This window comes from Caloramator sp. CAR-1, assembly GCF_030546345.1.
GTDB lineage: Bacteria > Bacillota > Clostridia > Clostridiales > Caloramatoraceae > Caloramator > Caloramator australicus.
Map to the genome: position 1 here is coordinate 29669 of NZ_JAUONW010000022.1, position 17577 is coordinate 47245.

At 34.3% G+C, this 17577-nt stretch carries 10 protein-coding genes; 6 read left to right on the top strand and 4 right to left on the bottom strand.

From position 1 onward, the window contains the following. Positions 1-47: 47 nt before the first annotated feature. On the bottom strand, positions 48-1274 hold the full coding sequence (locus Q3V94_RS06850) for a sialidase (protein WP_303526261.1): 1227 nt from the start codon (positions 1272-1274) through the stop codon (positions 48-50). 190 nt (positions 1275-1464) lie between these two features. Here Q3V94_RS06850 and Q3V94_RS06855 point away from each other — a divergent pair, with 190 nt between their 5' ends. The 4 genes from Q3V94_RS06855 (at position 1465) to Q3V94_RS06870 (ending at position 5945) form a co-directional block, all read left to right on the top strand. After that, positions 1465-1881 (top strand): DUF2935 domain-containing protein, encoded by a 417-nt coding sequence (locus tag Q3V94_RS06855; protein WP_040305796.1) that lies wholly within the window; start codon positions 1465-1467, stop codon positions 1879-1881. Between the two features lie 9 nt (positions 1882-1890). Then, positions 1891-2070, top strand: coding sequence for a hypothetical protein (locus tag Q3V94_RS06860; protein ID WP_303526267.1), 180 nt, complete (start codon positions 1891-1893; stop codon positions 2068-2070). Continuing rightward, positions 2033-2248 carry a hypothetical protein gene (locus tag Q3V94_RS06865; RefSeq protein ID WP_303526269.1) on the top strand — a complete coding sequence of 72 codons (216 nt, stop codon included), beginning with the start codon at positions 2033-2035 and terminating at the stop codon, positions 2246-2248. The genes Q3V94_RS06860 and Q3V94_RS06865 overlap by 38 nt, the downstream gene beginning before the upstream one ends. Before the next feature lie 124 nt (positions 2249-2372). Continuing rightward, the gene (locus tag Q3V94_RS06870; RefSeq protein WP_303526271.1) at positions 2373-5945 is read left to right on the top strand and encodes a multicopper oxidase domain-containing protein; all 3573 of its coding nucleotides are present in this window, start codon (positions 2373-2375) and stop codon (positions 5943-5945) included. 234 nt (positions 5946-6179) lie between these two features. On the opposite strand, the gene Q3V94_RS06875 is transcribed toward Q3V94_RS06870, so the two are convergent. Beyond that, a complete protein-coding gene (locus tag Q3V94_RS06875; protein WP_303526273.1) occupies positions 6180-11216 on the bottom strand; it encodes an alpha-amylase family glycosyl hydrolase in 5037 nt (1678 codons plus the stop codon). A gap of 209 nt (positions 11217-11425) precedes the next feature. Here Q3V94_RS06875 and Q3V94_RS06880 point away from each other — a divergent pair, with 209 nt between their 5' ends. Next, the gene (locus Q3V94_RS06880; protein ID WP_303526275.1) at positions 11426-13126 is read left to right on the top strand and encodes a methyl-accepting chemotaxis protein; all 1701 of its coding nucleotides are present in this window, start codon (positions 11426-11428) and stop codon (positions 13124-13126) included. Between the two features lie 37 nt (positions 13127-13163). Here Q3V94_RS06880 and groL read toward each other — a convergent pair whose 3' ends face one another. After that, positions 13164-14786 carry a chaperonin GroEL gene (gene groL, locus Q3V94_RS06885; RefSeq protein WP_303526278.1) on the bottom strand — a complete coding sequence of 541 codons (1623 nt, stop codon included), beginning with the start codon at positions 14784-14786 and terminating at the stop codon, positions 13164-13166. Between the two features lie 183 nt (positions 14787-14969). Between groL and Q3V94_RS06890 the strand changes: the two genes are divergently transcribed. Continuing rightward, positions 14970-16280: a transposase gene (locus Q3V94_RS06890; RefSeq protein WP_303526280.1), complete on the top strand. Its 1311-nt coding sequence runs from the start codon at positions 14970-14972 to the stop codon at positions 16278-16280. A 158-nt stretch (positions 16281-16438) separates the two neighbouring features. On the opposite strand, the gene Q3V94_RS06895 is transcribed toward Q3V94_RS06890, so the two are convergent. Then, entirely contained in the window at positions 16439-17545 is a 1107-nt protein-coding gene (locus Q3V94_RS06895) for a metallophosphoesterase (RefSeq protein WP_303526283.1), read from the bottom strand. Between the last annotated feature and the right edge of the window lie 32 nt (positions 17546-17577).

Sequence of the window (17577 nt, forward strand, 5' to 3'; positions counted from 1 at the left end):
CTTTAACATCAATCTTGTGGGAGACATGCCCCCACAAGATTTTCCTTTTACCCCCTATATATATGCCAAAGGGCATTATCAGTACCCCTTGCAAATACATCAATTCTATTTGGTCCCCAGGATACTGCTGCCGGTTCTGAAGTCAATTGCCCTCCAAGGTCCATCCAATCACTCCATCTTCTTCCGTCCCACCATTTATGCCATAGGGCATTGTTTGTTCCCCTTGCAAATACGTCTATTCTGTTCGGTCCCCAAGAAGAAGCTGCTGGATCTGATGTCAATACTCCTCCAAGGTCCTCCCATTCGCTCCATCTTCTCCCGTCCCACCATTTATGCCATAGAGCATTATTTGTACCCCTTGCAAATACATCTATTCTGTTCGGTCCCCAGGATACTGCGGCTGGTGCTGACGTTAATACTCCTCCAAGGTTTTCCCAGTCACTCCATCTAGAACCATCCCACCATTTATGATAAAGGGCATTATCCGTTCCCCTTACAAATACGTCTATCCTATTTCTTCCCCATGATGCTGCAGCTGGTGCTGACGTTAATACTCCTCCAAGGTTTTCCCAGTCACTCCATCTAGAACCATCCCACCATTTATGATAAAGGGCATTATCCGTTCCCCTTACAAATACATCTATCCTGTTTGGTCCCCAGGATACTGCATCCGGACTTGATGTTAAAATTCCTCCAAGGTCCTCCCAGTTATTCCATCTTCTCCCGTCCCACCATTTATGCCATAGAGCATTATTTGTCCCCCTTGCAAAAACATCTATTCTGTTTGGTCCCCAGGATGCAGCACCTGGTCCAGAGGTTAAAATTCCACCAAGGCTTTCCCAGCGGCTCCATCCTGATGGTGTTTGTCCCTTCATATTTTCCAAAGTAAATTTTATAAGATCTCTAATTATTTCATTTGTCCTACGGGTTGGAACTCTAAAACCTATAAATGTTGCAAAAATCCAAGGCATATCTCTTCTTAAGCTTGTGAATAATGCATCCGTCTTTTGATTAATATTTCCTGTATAGTTTTCAGCATTTCTTACAACGTAGTTAACAATTGCCCTGAATAAAAGTCGAGTAATATTCCTTGACATTCCATATCTTCTTAGCTCAGCATATACATTTGCAAATTCTGTATCAACAAGCCTCATTATTCTATTTACCTCTTGAGTAATTTGCCTTACTAATTCATCCTCTTCGTATTCCAATTCCAAATCATCATCCCTGTAGTTCTCATCATAATCTTCATATTCCCTCCAATACTGCCACATCCAAAAGTATGGACAATACAAAGTAAAAACCCCCAAATTAATACTTACATTAATATAATATAGTTCTTATATGCTTGATGTTACAAAGTAAGAAGGTAAAAATAATTTATATTTATTAAATACTAATCACCATTTTAAATTATTTACATATATTATTTATTGTGAGTAATAATTAAATAAAGGTGATACGTTGTATTGCAAATGCTATTTTACAAATCTAACCTGCGTTGTAAATGAAATCTTGCTATGGAGCGAAATTTCAAGTGAACACCCCATATTTATTAAAACGGTCGCTTCCCTCACAAGAAAAAATCTTCCAGAATCCCTAAACCGAAGATTAGACGAAATTAGTGAAATGTTTAAGCCAATAATGAAAAAAGCCGAAGCAATAAAGGGGAAGTCCCACATCACCCCTCTAGTTTATCTTGACGTAAAAAGTCTCATAGATGAATTTTTACTTCATGATGGACATTTCTTAATGCTTCTTCCAGAAATTAAACAATACGGAAAAGACGATGCTGTATGGCAAGAACTATTAGAGCACATTACACATGAACAAAGATATATGTTTGAATTATTTACTAATTTTAAGGATTTATTAGACTAATCAATATAGATGGAGGGAGTTTATGTATCATCACATGTTTATGTGTCCTTTTTATCACTATATGATGCCAATGATGGGAATGGAAAAAATGCAAAGCATGCCTTATATGATGCAAATGCCGATGATGCACATGCCTATGATGGGGACGTCAATGATGCAAATGATGCCTATGCTTATAGATATGGATGATGAAGATGGTTATGAAGATAGGGAAGAAGACAGAGTTTCTGTTGAGGAGATTTTAAACAAGATTGAGAAAAACGATCCTCAAATATTTGCAATCTTAAGGGCCTATGGAATCCCAATGCCGGTAGCAAGAAGGTTAGTAAGAAGAATAATAAGGTTAACATTGAGATATTCAAGATGATGTATAGGGTGTTTCCGGAAGGAGACACCCTATACATTTATTATTTTTTTCGACAAAAACAAACACAAAAAATAACACATTACGATATGATGACATATAATATATTAAAGGGGGGGATAATCATATGATTAGCGATTTCTGTAATTTATTGAACTCTAACATGCGAATATATAATATAAATGCAATTAAGACAAAGATAGTATATAATAGATACGGTGACCATGACCCTAACGGTCTTTTATACGTTCTTGCAGAAGATGAAGAAAATATATTAAATCAAATTGAAAACAACCCAAATACACCTGTTGATTTAGTTTCTCCACTTGTAATTAGGGCAAATGAAGGAGAAATAGTGATAATAAATTTTCATAACAAACTTGATTTTCCTGCTTCTATTCATATACAGGGATTGCACTATGATGTAACTTCAGATGGGGCGAATGCGGGTTTTAATCCTCCATCGGTTGCACAGCCTAATCAGAAAATAACTTACAAGTTTTATGCCGAAAGACAGGGAATATATTTTTTTAGCGACCTTGGGAATCCATTTGCAGATGAAACAGGAAGCAGCGTCCATGGATTGTTTGGCGCTTTAATTGTTGAAGAAGAGGGCTCATATTGGACTCATCCTGAAACAGGTGAGGAAATAAAATCGGGATTATATGCAGATATTCACCATAAATATAAAAATTCGTTTAGAGAATATGTGCTATTTTTCCATGATGAAGCACCAGTTCTTAACAATCAAGGTTTACCCCCTATAAATCCAATGACTGGGCATGAGGAAGACACCCATTCAATAAACTATCGTTCGGAACCTATGAGAAACAGAATGCCAGAGCCTTCAACCGATTGCATCGGAGAAGACTGCATGCATTCCTCCTGGGTATGGGGAGATCCTTCTCTTGTTCTACATGCTTATATAGGTGATCCGGTAAAAATAAGGTTAATTAACGCTGGTGTTAAAGAAACCCATGTATTTCACTTCCATGTTCATCAATGGAGGTTAAATCCTGACGATCCTAATTCCACCATAATTGACTCAATTTCAATTGGACCTCAGCAATGTTATACAGTAGTCCCCTTATATGGTGCAGGAAGTTTGCAAAAAACATTCGGTGATATTATATTTCACTGTCATTTATATCCCCATTTTGAAGCAGGTATGTGGGGACTTTTCAGAGTTCACGACGTTCTTGAAGATGGAACAAGGTTTTACCCAGATGGAACAAAAATAAAAAGCTTAAAACCCCTTCCAGACAGGACTCCTCCACCTTTGCCTACTCCACAAAGGCCAGGTTTCCCATTGTTTATACCAGGAGTAGTCGGCCAAAAAGCACCTGAACCTCCACTTGGAATAATCGGCGGAAGAGCTCCAACTCAGCTTGAGATAAATACTTTCCATCCTAATGCTGTACCCGGAGCAGCCTTTGCAAATCCATGTCCGCCTAATGCACCTGTAAAAACATTTGAGATTGTAGCTATAGAAGTGCCTATTAAATACAATAATCAAAACTGGCATGATCCATTTGGGAGGATATATTGTCTTGCTGAGGACGAACAGGATATATTAAATGGAATAAAGGAACCTGAGCCCCTCGTAATTAGAGTAAATGCAGGTGATTGCGTTGAAATTAAATTTACTAACAAATTGCCATTAACTATTGGAGGGAATTTATTTCAAACAGTTCACGCAACCACCCAGTGTACTTGCCATGTTCACTTAGTAAAATTTGATGTGTTGTGCTCCGATGGAGGTGGCAATGGCTGGAATTATTCAAGCGGAGTAAGGCCTGGTGAAACTATCATTTATAGATGGTATGCCGATGAAGAACTTCATGCCTGTTTTTTTCATGATCACTTGTTTGCAAACACTCATCAGCAGCATGGATTATTTGCCTCGCTAATTGTTGAACCCGCAGGTTCAAAATATATTTCGCCGTATACCGGGCTTCCAATCAAGAGTGGAACAAAAGCTATTGTTGAAACACCACATGGTAGTTTTAGAGAATTTTCATTGTTTGTTCATGATTTTGCTCTATTATTTGACAACAATAATAAAGAAATAAATCCTCCACCCTTCCCTGATTCTCACGAGGACCCAGGAGTTATGGGAATAAACTATAAATGTGCACCGCTTCAGTTCAGGCCAGGCGAGCCTGCTTATGTATTCAGTTCTTTTCTCCATGGTGACCCAGAAACCCCACTACTTGAGTGCTATTCTGGAGATAGGATAAGAATAAGGCTTTTAGATGGGGCGCATGAAGAACAGCATGTTTTCAATCTCCACAGATACAAATGGCACAAGGAAATAACCAATCCCAAATCACCTTTAGTTTGCTCACAGGTAATAGGTATTTCAGAAGCGTTTAATATTGAATTTATAGCTGAAGCTGAGGATGATCAGGATGTATTATATTATTTCGCCGGGCTTGACGATTTATGGCTTGGTCTTTGGGGTATTTTAAGGGTATATGGAGCTATTATGCCGCATTTGCTGCCATTAAAAGATAGACCAGCACCACCTGAAAGAAGTAAACCATTCCCCACACCAACAGGTTCTCCACCTCCAAAGGCTGAAGATCCAGGTATGCCATGTAAATCATATTCAAAAATTAGGAGATTTGAAGTTTATGCTGTCCAAAAGAAAATTATATACAATAAATTTGGCGATAACGACCCAAATGGATTATTATTTGTTCTTAAAGAAAATCTGAAAAAAGTTTTGAATGACAAAATTTGTCCAAAACCTCTTATAATAAGAGCAAATGCAGGTGAATGTATCGAAATTAAGCTTACAAACTTACTTCCAGAAACCATAGCAGAAACCGAATACCCGCACGTTCCTGTTGAGGTACCTTTTCCACCATCAAACAGGGTTTCTATCCATGCTCAAATGCTAAAATATGATGTGCGTGGTTCTGACGGTGCAACAGTTGGTTTTAACTATGATCAGACAATAGGCCCAAATGAAAGTATAACCTATAGATATTTTGCAGATGGCGAATTTGGAACTATTATTTTATCAAGTTATGGAGATATTAGAAACCACAGACACAGAGGTTTATTCGGGGTATTAATTATTGAACCACAGGGATCAATTTATTTAAATCCTTTTACTAGACGAAAAACTATTTCTGGCGAGCAAGCTATAATAATCCCTGCCTATAAAGAAGCCTTTAGAGAATTTATAATCTTAGCTCAAAATGGAATTGACCTGTTTGATAAAGATGGCAATAGAATTCCAGAAGTTCATCATTCAGAACATCTTGACTTTGAAGATCAAGGCCATAAAGCCTTTAACTATAGATGTGAAAGATTTGAAAATAGATTACACCACAATCCTAATAGACATTTAGTTTTTAGTTCAAAAATCCATAATGATCCTTCAACGCCTGTTTTTATAGCTCATGCAGGAGATAAAGTAGTTTTTAGGTATGCTATTGTTGCCGATAAACCAAGAAACACTACCTTTATAATTCATGGTCATAATTGGCTTCAACAAATGAATAATCCCTATTCAAATCGAATCGGTGCTGAAGGTGCATTATCAGTTGGAAATACACTAAATATTGAATTAATTGCTGGAGGAAAAAATAAATTAACAGGCGATTATTTATACCGTTCGGGTAATATAAGATGGGAAATAGAACAAGGAATGTGGGGCATCTTTAGGATATTAAATAAATGCTGTTAATAATCCCATTATAGTAATTCTATCACTTACTAGCTAAAAATTATTAAAATAAATTGTAATGAGCTGCCTTTATTACGGCAGCTCATATTTTACAATTAGAAAATTAGAAAGATTTGCAGTTCAATTCCTTTTGAATTTCGTATTGAAACTACTAAACAAATGTTGCCATAGGGAAGATTAAATTCAACTTTGAACTTTAAAGCTTTTAAATATTAGCTCAATTTTATAAAAATACTAATCGTCTAAAGGTCTATTTAAAATTATAAAATCTCCTAAATACTTTGTTTCAAACTCTACAGTCTTATCTTTAATTCTAGAAGGAACATATACAAATGTAGAACCATTAAAATAATAAACATATGCGTTATTAAATTTCTTTTTATCTATCTCTATCTTTGTTTTGAATACAGTATTATATAAAGTTTCAATGTTTGAAGAAATGTTAAATCCTATAAAATCCCTTCCTCTAATCTTATTAAGCTTAGCTGATTTAATATTTGAAATATTTAATTCAAAATAATCATTTATATTTCTTAGAATATCCTTTGCTTTGTAAATTACCTCTATATTCTTGTCGCAATAACTTAATAATAAATCATTCAACGAAGCTGCATATAAAACTTCCCTTGATAATTTACCACTTACACTAAACACCTTCTCCTTTTCTGTATTCAAAAGCAACCTGATTAGCTTGAACTCTTCCGCATCATTTTTATGCATTATCCTTTTTTCGAGAACAAAACTTGGATCATAAGCAGGTTTTAAACTTTCTCCATCAATCGCTATATTCTTTACTTTATTTACTAATATTACTCCTGATTTTTCATTTAAATTTAAATTGATATTTCCGTTTAAAACTATAATTTCTTGCCCTGAAATTAAGTCTATAAACTTTGTTCCGTTTTCATAAGGAACATTGAAACTCACGCTCTTTGAATCTCCCCTGTTTATAACTATGATAGCCTTATCTGAAGCCTTTTCTCTTACATATGCTAAAACATCTTTATGGGCTGATATCGGTTTAATTTCACCAGTTCTTAATACCTCATAGTTATTTCTTATATTTGCAAGTTTTGCATACCACTCAACAAGTTCCCTATCACCCTTACCCCATGGGAAGGTTCTTCTATTATCTGGGTCATCTGCACCATATTGCCCTGTTTCATCTCCGTAATATATAACGGGTGCACCGGGATAAGTCATCTGCATCAATGCTGCAAGCTTTAAAAGTTTCTTTGCTTTTTCACTTGGAGGATTTGCTATATCCTTAACGCTCTTTTGATATCCATCGAAGGCAGAAATTGCCCTTTGGGTATCATGGGAATCTATTAAGTTAAACATAGCATAGAAGGCTTCCCTTGGATATTGTTCTCTAATTAGTTCTAACGTTTCCATCGCCTTTTCTGAATCCTTTTGTCCCATAAGGAAGTCTAATAGTGTTCCTCTAAATCTATAATTCATAACAGAATCATACATATCTCCTAAAAGATATCTTGTAGCATCATCCCATATTTCACCTATTATTACATTGTCTCCTTCTTCCTTTACCACTCTTCTAAAGTTAACCCATGTTTCATCCGAAACCTCATTTGCAACATCAAGTCTCCAGCCGCTGGCACCTTTTCTTAACCAATATCTTGTATGGGAATCTTCACCATCAATAACTTCTTCAGCCCAAGATTTAACTTGATATTCAGAACCATTAAGTGCCTGAATAACAGGCATCGAGTCGAATCCCCACCATCCTTCATAGTAATAGTGCTCAGTTGGTTTCCCAACATCCACCTTCCTATTTTCTATTCTAAACCAGTCTTTGTAATGGAAATCAGTGATTCCAATGCTTCTAAAGTATTCTTGAACTCTTTTTTCTGCCTCTAAGTGACTTAATCCCTCAAGGTTCATCAAATCGTAAACCCTTGACCAATATTGATAAGCCCCAAGGGGTTTCCCTTTTGTCATGTATTTTCCATATCTATCAAAATAAATTGAGTCATCAGAAACATGGTTTAATACTCCATCAAGGATTATTTTAATTCCTCTCTTTTTAGCTTCCTTAGCAAGTCTTACAAAATCATCCATAGAACCAAGTAGCGGGTCAAGTTCCTTATAATCGCTTGCATCGTATCTGTGGTTGGATATGGATTTAGAAATAGGATTAAAGTAAATTACATTTACTCCAAGGGCCTTCAAATAATCTAGTCTCTTTATAACTCCTTCGATATCTCCACCGTACATTTCGTTACACCATTCTTTATCTCCCCTTGTTCCCTTGTAGTCTTCTCTATCCTCTAAGGATGGAACTTCAGGGATTGCGTACCAATCATCATAAAATTCGTAAAGAACACTTCCCCTTGCAAATTTTTGAGAGTAGTCGTTTTTCTTATCTCCATTATAGAATCTGTCAGGGAAAATATGATATATCACAGCATTTTTCATCCAATCCGGTGTTTTAAAACCTGGAAGATATACGTTAAGCCCGTAATATAAAACCTTTCCTAAATCATCAGCCTTTCCTTTGCCATATAATCCATCATCGTCACCAAATGCCTTTACTTCTGAACCATTGGAAATTATAAAGTAATATTGATACATTCCCTTTTCCTTTGGTGTATAATTAGTGCTCCAAATATAGTTATCTTCTGCAAGAGTTTTTGTCATATCTATGCTTTCTTTACCATTTGGAGTTAATACAACAAGCTTAACTTGTGAAATATCCTGCCCCGTTCTTATTCTAAACTTCAGATTTTCACCTATCTTAACAGCACCAAAGGGCTCTTTAAAGCTTAAATCCCTTGAATCATAATAAATTTTGCTTGTGTCTATATTTCTTTGTGAAGCGTTGTTGAATATTAAACCTGTTACATAATCGTAGCTGAATGTAACTTCTCTATCTTCGTTTAAAACAATCTCTGGATATTCATAATCATCGTTTCCAAAAAGAACCCTTATTCCTCTATATGTTCCTGCCCTTAGATAAACAGAAACTGAATATACTCCCGTTAACCTTAAATCCTTCATAACATATTCTTTGTCAAGACCTACTAACTTTGGTCTATTCTCTCCAAGAAGTGGAACATATTTTGTAGAATCAGTTATTATATGACTTATGTCTGAATAATAGAAGGTTATATCTTGCTTTTTTGTAACCTGCATCTGAATATTAGCTCCGTCCCTTGCTCCATCCTTTCCGTAGTTTTCATTCCAGGAACCCATAGCAACTTTATATTCATATATTCCAGGCGGAACATCCTTTATTGTAAATTTATAAAGGCCATCTCCTATATGCTTCATCCTTGTAATTTGTGATGATGGATCCCAATCATTTGCACCAACAAGGTGTTGAACGGTTCCAACTAAAACCACCAATCTTCCTCCTGGAACTTCTGAAGCTTCCCTTACAACTTGAACTTCCTTTGAAACTTGAACATTTGAAGCTTTATCCTTCGCTGATATCTTAATTTTTATTGTATCTTCGCCCTCTGGAAGTTGTCCTAATGTTAAAACTCCTTCATCGCTTAATGATGCTATTTGATTTGGATTATCTATTAAGGACCACTCTACATTTTGATAATCCTCTAAAGAACCATCCTCCTTCATGGATTTTGCAATAAGCTTTATTGAAGTATTTTGTTCCACCTCAAAGGGCACATCTATATCAACAAGTCCTGGAACATATAAAACAGAGTTATCAAAGGGTGGATTGCCTTCCTTTCTTGGATTTTGTGGGTCCGTCATCCAATTGCCATCAACAATAAATTTATAAAGATACTTACCAGGTTTTAACTGTAGGCTAATGGACCAAACATTGTCTTCTCCTTTTGTCATCAAAAGTTTTCCGTCTCCCCAATTTGTCATAGAACCCGCAAGGTAAACTTCCCTTGCTTTTCCGCTTAGATCTAGATAGTTAAATATCACCTTATTACCTTCTATTACAGGGCTACTAACCTTTGATGGAACAACAAGTTTAGAATTTTTTCCGCCATATCCATCGTCAACTACATTTGGATTTGACGGGTCATTTACCCAATATTCATATCCATTTTCTGTTACAACAAATTTATACTGATATTCACCTGGATTGAGGGTTAAAACTAAAGTCCACAGTCCATTTCCCTTTATCATAGGATTTGCATTTTTATCCCAACCATTAAAGCTTCCTGCCACTGAAACCCTCTCTGCCCTATCGTTTTTGTATCTGAATATAACCTTACCATCTAAAGTTATTTCTGGGCTTACTATCGGATTTTCCAATCCTAAAATTTCAGCAACCTTGTCATAGTCATTAATGCTGTCATATAGTGCTACATTCTTTACATCCGCTATAAATATAACATATTTGCCGCCTTCAGGGATGTTTAAAACCTTATTGCCGCTTCTTGGTATTCCACCGCTATCCCATGAATAGTTTTCACAAGCCTTATATTCATAACTTCCTGCATTTAAAAAGCTTCTATAAATAAATTTTCCATCGCCGTCCAAATAATCAAATTCATATCCCCTTGTTGAAGCATCCCAAGTATTGCCTTCTCTAATCTGTCCTATAATTGAAACTACAGTATTTATCCACGGATTGTTAATTGAATCAACACAAAGGTTAAGGTACGGATTTGCAAGGAAAGTTACATCTGACTCTGATGTAATTTGAACTTCCCTATTTTGTCCCACTTCACCATTGGACCACTTATGGTCATAGGCTACTTTGTATTCAAGCTTAGTATTTTGAGTCTTTGGTGAAAGTTTAAAGGTTCCTTTAAAAAATCCTCCACCGACATAGCTTAAATCAAAATTGGCATCTTCAGGGTTCCAAAATTGGCCATTTTCAACAAAATCGTTGAGGTTTCCAACCAATGTTGCCGATAGTTTAAATTCCTGCGGTTCACTTACTGAATCGATAATTCTCTTATTTTTATTATCAAATCTAAATATAACTCTTTTAGGTTCAGTTAAATTAAGCTGTCTATTTTGTGACGGATAATTTTCATCCCAGCTTCTGTTAAGTGCAACCTTGTATTCATAGCTACCGGCCTCTTTAAAATCCACAACAGCCTCATAGATTCCATTTCCAAAGGGTTTCATAAAATTATTCTTATCATCGGGTTTCCAATTGTTTTCTACTTTGGTTCCCTCTAAAGTAAAGTTTCCAACCAGTGCAACTATGTCATCTACCCTTGATGAGGCCCTAACTTGTAAAGTCAGATTTAATTTAGGAAAAAAATTAACTAAGAATAAGGATATAAGAATAATGCTTAGCCTTTGTTTGAACCTTTTCATCTAATCCCCCCTTTAAAATCGTGCAAACGTATGCATCTATAATGATTTTACTATATTTTAATTATTTTTACAATATAAGGTAATCATCAAATATTAAAGCCATGTTACAAAATATGATTATATTTGACCAATATTGACATTGTTTTGTTCATAACATTATTTATTTATGATATAATGTCTTTAGCTTTAATGATGTTAGGAGGAGGAAAATGAAAATCAGTAGGTTTGGTAAAAACATAATAAAGCTAATAGCAAGTATTTCTATCTCATTTTTATTTCTAACGCTTATATCCTACTTTTTTGTGTTATATTCAGGTTTAACAAAACTTCAAAATAATGCAAAGGGAACCGTTGAGCTTGCACAAAAAATGATCAATGGAGATAAACTACAAAAAGTTTGGAAATCTAAAGATATGAATTCTAAAGACTTTAAAGATATAAAGGATAGTCTAATTAAAGCTAAAAGTAATAGCGATGTTAAATTTATTTATACTCTTTTTGTAGATAATGACAAAGTTTATTTTATTGTTGATGGTGCAACAGAAGATGCAGCCTCCTTAGGCGAAGAATATATTTACAAAAAGGAAATGTCATTAGCTATGAAAGGTAAAATAGCTGTGTTAAAGTTTCCCATAAAAGACAAATGGGGCACTTTTATTTCTGCCTATGCTCCTGTTAAAAATTCAAACGGGGAAATAGTTGGAATTGTAGCTGCTGATATGGATGTCTCAGTTTTTGAATACATTAACTCCAAGCTAATAGCTTCTATTATCTACATATTCATAATAGTTTTTATAATTGCTATCTTTTTTATAAATAGATATTCTAAAAATGTTGTATTACAAATCGACAATGCCCTTACAAATATAAACGAACTTTCATCTGGAAATCTTACCGTTAAATTAGATGCTAATACTAAGGATGAAATAGAAGATATCATCAAAAAGACAGATGAATTTAGGTTGGCATTTAATAACATGTTATTAAGTATAAAGAATAACTTTTTAACCTTAAATAATCAGGCTCAAAATTTATCCTATGTTGCAAGGGAATTACAAAAAGCCTCAGAAGACGTTTCAACTTCAATGCAATCAACAAGTTATGATATGGAAAATCAAAATCAAAGCATAGAAAAAATAGTTAGCTTAACTAGGGATTTCAACGATAAAATACAAAAAATTGTAGCTTTAATTGAAGAGATAGAAAAGGATACTACAAAGATAAATACACTAATAAAAGACGGAAGCAAAAATATTAATTCTTTTATAGCTTCTATGGATGAAATAAATACTTCCTTTGGATTTGTTGCAAGAAGTATAGAAAACCTTAATTTAAATATCAATAAAATTAGCGAGATATTGGGCCTTATAAATAATATAGCAGAACAAACCAATCTTCTTGCTTTAAATGCAGCTATTGAAGCTGCAAGGGCAGGTGAAAGTGGAAAAGGATTTGCTGTTGTAGCAGAGGAAATAAGGAAGCTTGCAGAAAGATCAAAAGAATCAGCCCTAAATATAGCTGAAATAATTAATACTATTTCAAAGGAAAATGAACTTGTAATAAAAAACACCAATAATATGTCAACGACTATTCAAAATCAAATTCAATATAATAAAAATACTACTGAAATATTTAAAGAGCTGTTAAATACTATTTCAAATTTAATTCCTAAGATTAATAACATATATGCACATGCACTAGAAGTAAATAGCAAAAAAGATGATATCCTAAATAATTTAAATACTTCTTCTGAGAGCTTAAATAATGTTTCTTCTGTAATAACAGAAATAGCTGCAACATCAGAGGAATTATACTCATCATCAGAGGAGGTTGCAGGAGCTTCAATAATCCTTAAAGAAATGTCTGATGAGATGGTAAAAGAGATCAGTAAATTCAAACTTGATGAATAAAAAATTCCCCTCAACCTTAAGTTGAGGGGAATTTTTATTAATACATATCTGGCATTCCGCCTGGCATTGGGTTATCCTTCTTTTCTGGGATGTCTGCAACAACAGCTTCAGTTGTTAAGAATGTAGCAGCAACTGATGCAGCGTTTTGAAGCGCTGATCTTGTAACCTTAGTTGGGTCAACTATACCAGCTTCTATCATGTTGATATACTTTTCATGTAGAGCATCGAATCCGATTCCTCTTTCGCTTGCCTTAACCTTTTCAACAACTACAGCTCCGTCGTATCCAGCGTTTTCTGCTATTTGTCTTAATGGTTCTTCAAGAGCTCTCTTCACTATGCTGATACCAACCTTAACGTCAGATTCAGTTTCCTTTGCTTCAAGTTCAGCAACAGCAGGAATTACATTGATGTAAGCTGTTCCACCACCTGGAACTATACCTTCTTCTACTGCTGCCTTTGTAGCGTTTAGAGCGTCTTCTATTCTTAATTTCTTTTCCTTTAATTCTGTTTCTGTTGCAGCACCAACCTTTATAACTGCAACTCCACCAGCAAGCTTTGCAAGTCTTTCTTGTAATTTTTCTCTATCGAAATCTGAAGTAGTTTCTTCAATTTGAGCCTTGATTTGAGCAACTCTTGCCTTGATATCGTCCTTGTCGCCTCTTCCGTTGACTATTGTAGTATTTTCCTTTGTAACCTTTACTCTTTCTGCTCTACCGAGCATAGTTATATCAGCATCTCTTAGATCTCTTCCAAGTTCTTCTGAAATCACTTGACCACCAGTTAAGATAGCAATGTCTTGAAGCATTTCTTTTCTTCTGTCGCCAAATCCAGGAGCCTTAACTGCAACACAAGTGAATGTTCCTCTTAGCTTATTAACAACAAGTGTTGCAAGAGCTTCGCCTTCAACATCTTCAGCTATGATAAGTAGCTTTCTTCCTTGTTGAACTATTTGTTCAAGAACTGGAAGAATGTCTTGGATATTTGAAATCTTCTTATCAGTTATAAGTATATATGGATCATCAAGCACAGCTTCCATCTTTTCAGCATCAGTTACCATGTATGGGCTTATATATCCTCTATCAAATTGCATACCTTCAACAACTTCAAGCTCTGTTCCCATTGTCTTTGATTCTTCAACAGTTATAACTCCTTCGTTGCCTACCTTTTCCATAGCATCAGCGATAAGCTGACCTATTTCTTCATCAGCAGCTGATATAGCAGCAACTCTTGCTATATCTTCTCTTCCCTTTACATGTTGTGAAATCTTCTTAATTTCTTCAACTGCAACATCAACAGCCTTCTTGATACCATTTCTTACAAGCATTGGGTTAGCACCAGCTGTAACGTTCTTTAAACCTTCTCTTATTATTGCTTGAGCAAGTAATGTAGCTGTTGTTGTTCCGTCACCTGCAACATCGTTAGTCTTTGTTGCAACTTCCTTTACAAGTTGAGCCCCCATGTTTTCATATGGGTCTTGAAGTTCTATTTCCCTTGCGATTGAAACACCATCGTTTGTTATAAGTGGTGCACCGAATTTTTTATCAAGAACAACGTTTCTTCCCTTTGGTCCTAAAGTTATCTTAACAGTGTTAGCAAGCTTATCAACGCCTCTTTGCATCGCTCTTCTTGCTTCTTCACCGAACATTATTTCCTTTGCCATCCTAATCACCCCTTCAAGTTAATTATTCTAGCCTTGAGCATAATTTAAAGACCTTGAAACTACTAGCCCGTTAGGACTAAATTTTTTTTATCACTCAAATATATTTCATAGGATTTCCTCCATTTTTGCCGAATTATATTTATATATCAACATAAACTTAGCAACAAAAAGGAGGAAATCTCTATGTATCAACGTCAAGAAATTTTTAACATTATTGAACTCTTTACTTCTCAAAAACTTATTAATTTCTATACAAAACTATTTGAAAATCTTGATTTATCTCCTTTACCTGATAGGCTCCCCTCTAAATACGGTCCTACCGGTTATTCTCGCCATGCTCTCTTTAGAGCCTTCATCGTTATGAAATGTGAGAAATTTGCTCAAATTACTGATCTCAAAGATTTTCTAGAAAACAATTTAATCATTGCTAAACTTTGTGGCTTTGATATTCTTAAACCTTTACCTTCTTACTCTGTTTTTCGAAGATTTATTAAAAATCTTTCTAACTCTTTTCTTAAAGAAATCATGAAAAATCAAGTTAATATCCTTAAAGATTTAGGCTTTATCGATAATAAATTTATTTCCGTCGATGCTACCCCTGTTAAAGCTAATACTAAATTTAACAACCCTAAATCCTTTTCAAATAACAAATTTTCTAAAAATAATCCCCCTTCTTCTGATAAAGATTGTAAATTAGGTGTTCATACCGCTAATAACTCCATGAATCTTCATCTTTCTGAAGATAAAACCGTAAACTCTAAGAAAAACTATGAGTTCTATTGGGGTTACAAAAATCATGTCATTTGCGATGCTATTTCTGGTCTTCCTATTGCTGAGTTTACTACCACCGCTGATGTTAATGAGGTTTCTAATCTTACTGAAATCCTTGCTTCTACTAATGAATGGTTTCCTCTTGAAGGCAGTTACATCATTGCTGATAAAGGTTATGATTCAAAGCAAAATCATGATTTCATTCGTTATACCCTTAAAGGTCATGCCTTCATTGCCTTAAATAAGCGTGGCACTAAGAAACATAATTTAACATCAAAAGGTAATGTCATTTGCGATGCCGGCTTACCTATGCATAAAGATGGTAAACAATATTTTGATTCATATATTAAGCAAAAATTTTGCTGTCCTTTTAGAACTTCCAAGGATGACTCTTTATGTCCTTGTAAGCATGATAAATACTTTAATGGTAAGAAAAACAGAGGCTGTGTAAAATACATAACCATTGGGACTGATTATAGGTCCTCTATAAATCGTGATTCTATATTTTTTAAAAAAATATATAGCCTAAGAACTGAATCAGAAAGATACAATTCTAGATGGAAAAATCTCAATACTGAGCAAGCTTATGTTAGAAATATTAACTCTGTTACTAATCTAAATACAATCGGACATATTTGTCTTTTAACTGTTGCAATTGCTGCCATAAAATCTGGCTGTGTTGATAAATTTAAATCTCTATCGGGATTTAGAAGAATGGCTTAAACAAGCTTTTAAATTAATTTTTAAATCAGCAAATTTTACCAAGGGGGTAGTCTACCCTTTTTGGAGCTCTTTTGTTCTTAATTTAACTTTAATTTAAAGTATTTAAGCTGCCATTCTTAAAAATTGGAACTATTTGACATTAATTATTTTATTTTTTATCAATTATGCTCATCTCTATTTTCATAAGCGAGTTCTAATAGTTCTTTATCGTCTATACTGCTTAAAATTCTATGTGGAAGTGAATCCCTTACAAACTCTTTATCTATCTGGTTTTTATCAAATTTTTTTCTTATATTGTCGCTATATTCAAAATAAAAAAGTTTTCTTGAAAGTTCATCAAAACATTTATTTTTATCATTACTACGTTCTTCTTCAATACTACCAGAAAAATCAACTCTGACAACTTTTTGCCTTGGGTTACCCTCTAAAAGCCAATTTTTATAATTCTCAAGCTCTTTATATGAATTAATACTGCACCTTTCATCAATAAATCTGTAGATACCTGTCTTAACCTTAATTGCATTAAAATTTTTTTTGTCCAATACCTCTACAATCCAAGCATACCCTTCATGTTTACAATCTAAACCATCTGGTTCAGGCGTGCCTGGAATTAATAGTTTTTCATTTTTTACATTAATTGCAAACGGATAATTTATATGCATATGCCCTACAATAGCTATATCCACATTTAAAGCATTTATTTCATCAATACTCATGCCAAAATATTCATCCTTCAAATCAGGTGAAATTCCCTTTATTGAACCATGAGAAACAAGAATATTAAAGGCTTCTTTGTCAAAGTTATTATACTCTTTTATCCAATCAAGCCTATTTTCCTTTGAATGTTTTAAATCACAATAAGCAGGATATAAAACAACCTTCTCATCATTTATTTCAAGATTATATTGTCTATATTCATTTAAAACAATTATATTAGTATCCTTTATTAAATTAATAAATGTTACCCAGAAGTTAGAAATATTAAAAAAATCATGATTCCCAGGTAGAATAGCTACATATTCACCATTAAACCCTCTTAATGTCGATATAACTTCATCTAGGTATTTTCTGTTTGTATCAGCAGTACTCTCAAATAGATCTCCTGCAATTAAAAATAGACCGCACCTTTTTTCATTTGCTATTTTTACTAAATTTTCTAATGATCTAAGTCTTGCTTCATGAAGAGCCTTACTAACATTTTCACTATAGTTTTTAAATTTCATACCTATATGTAAATCAGAAGTTGCTAAAAAACTAAATGCCATAAAAGCCTCCCCCTTATGTTTGATCATATTCT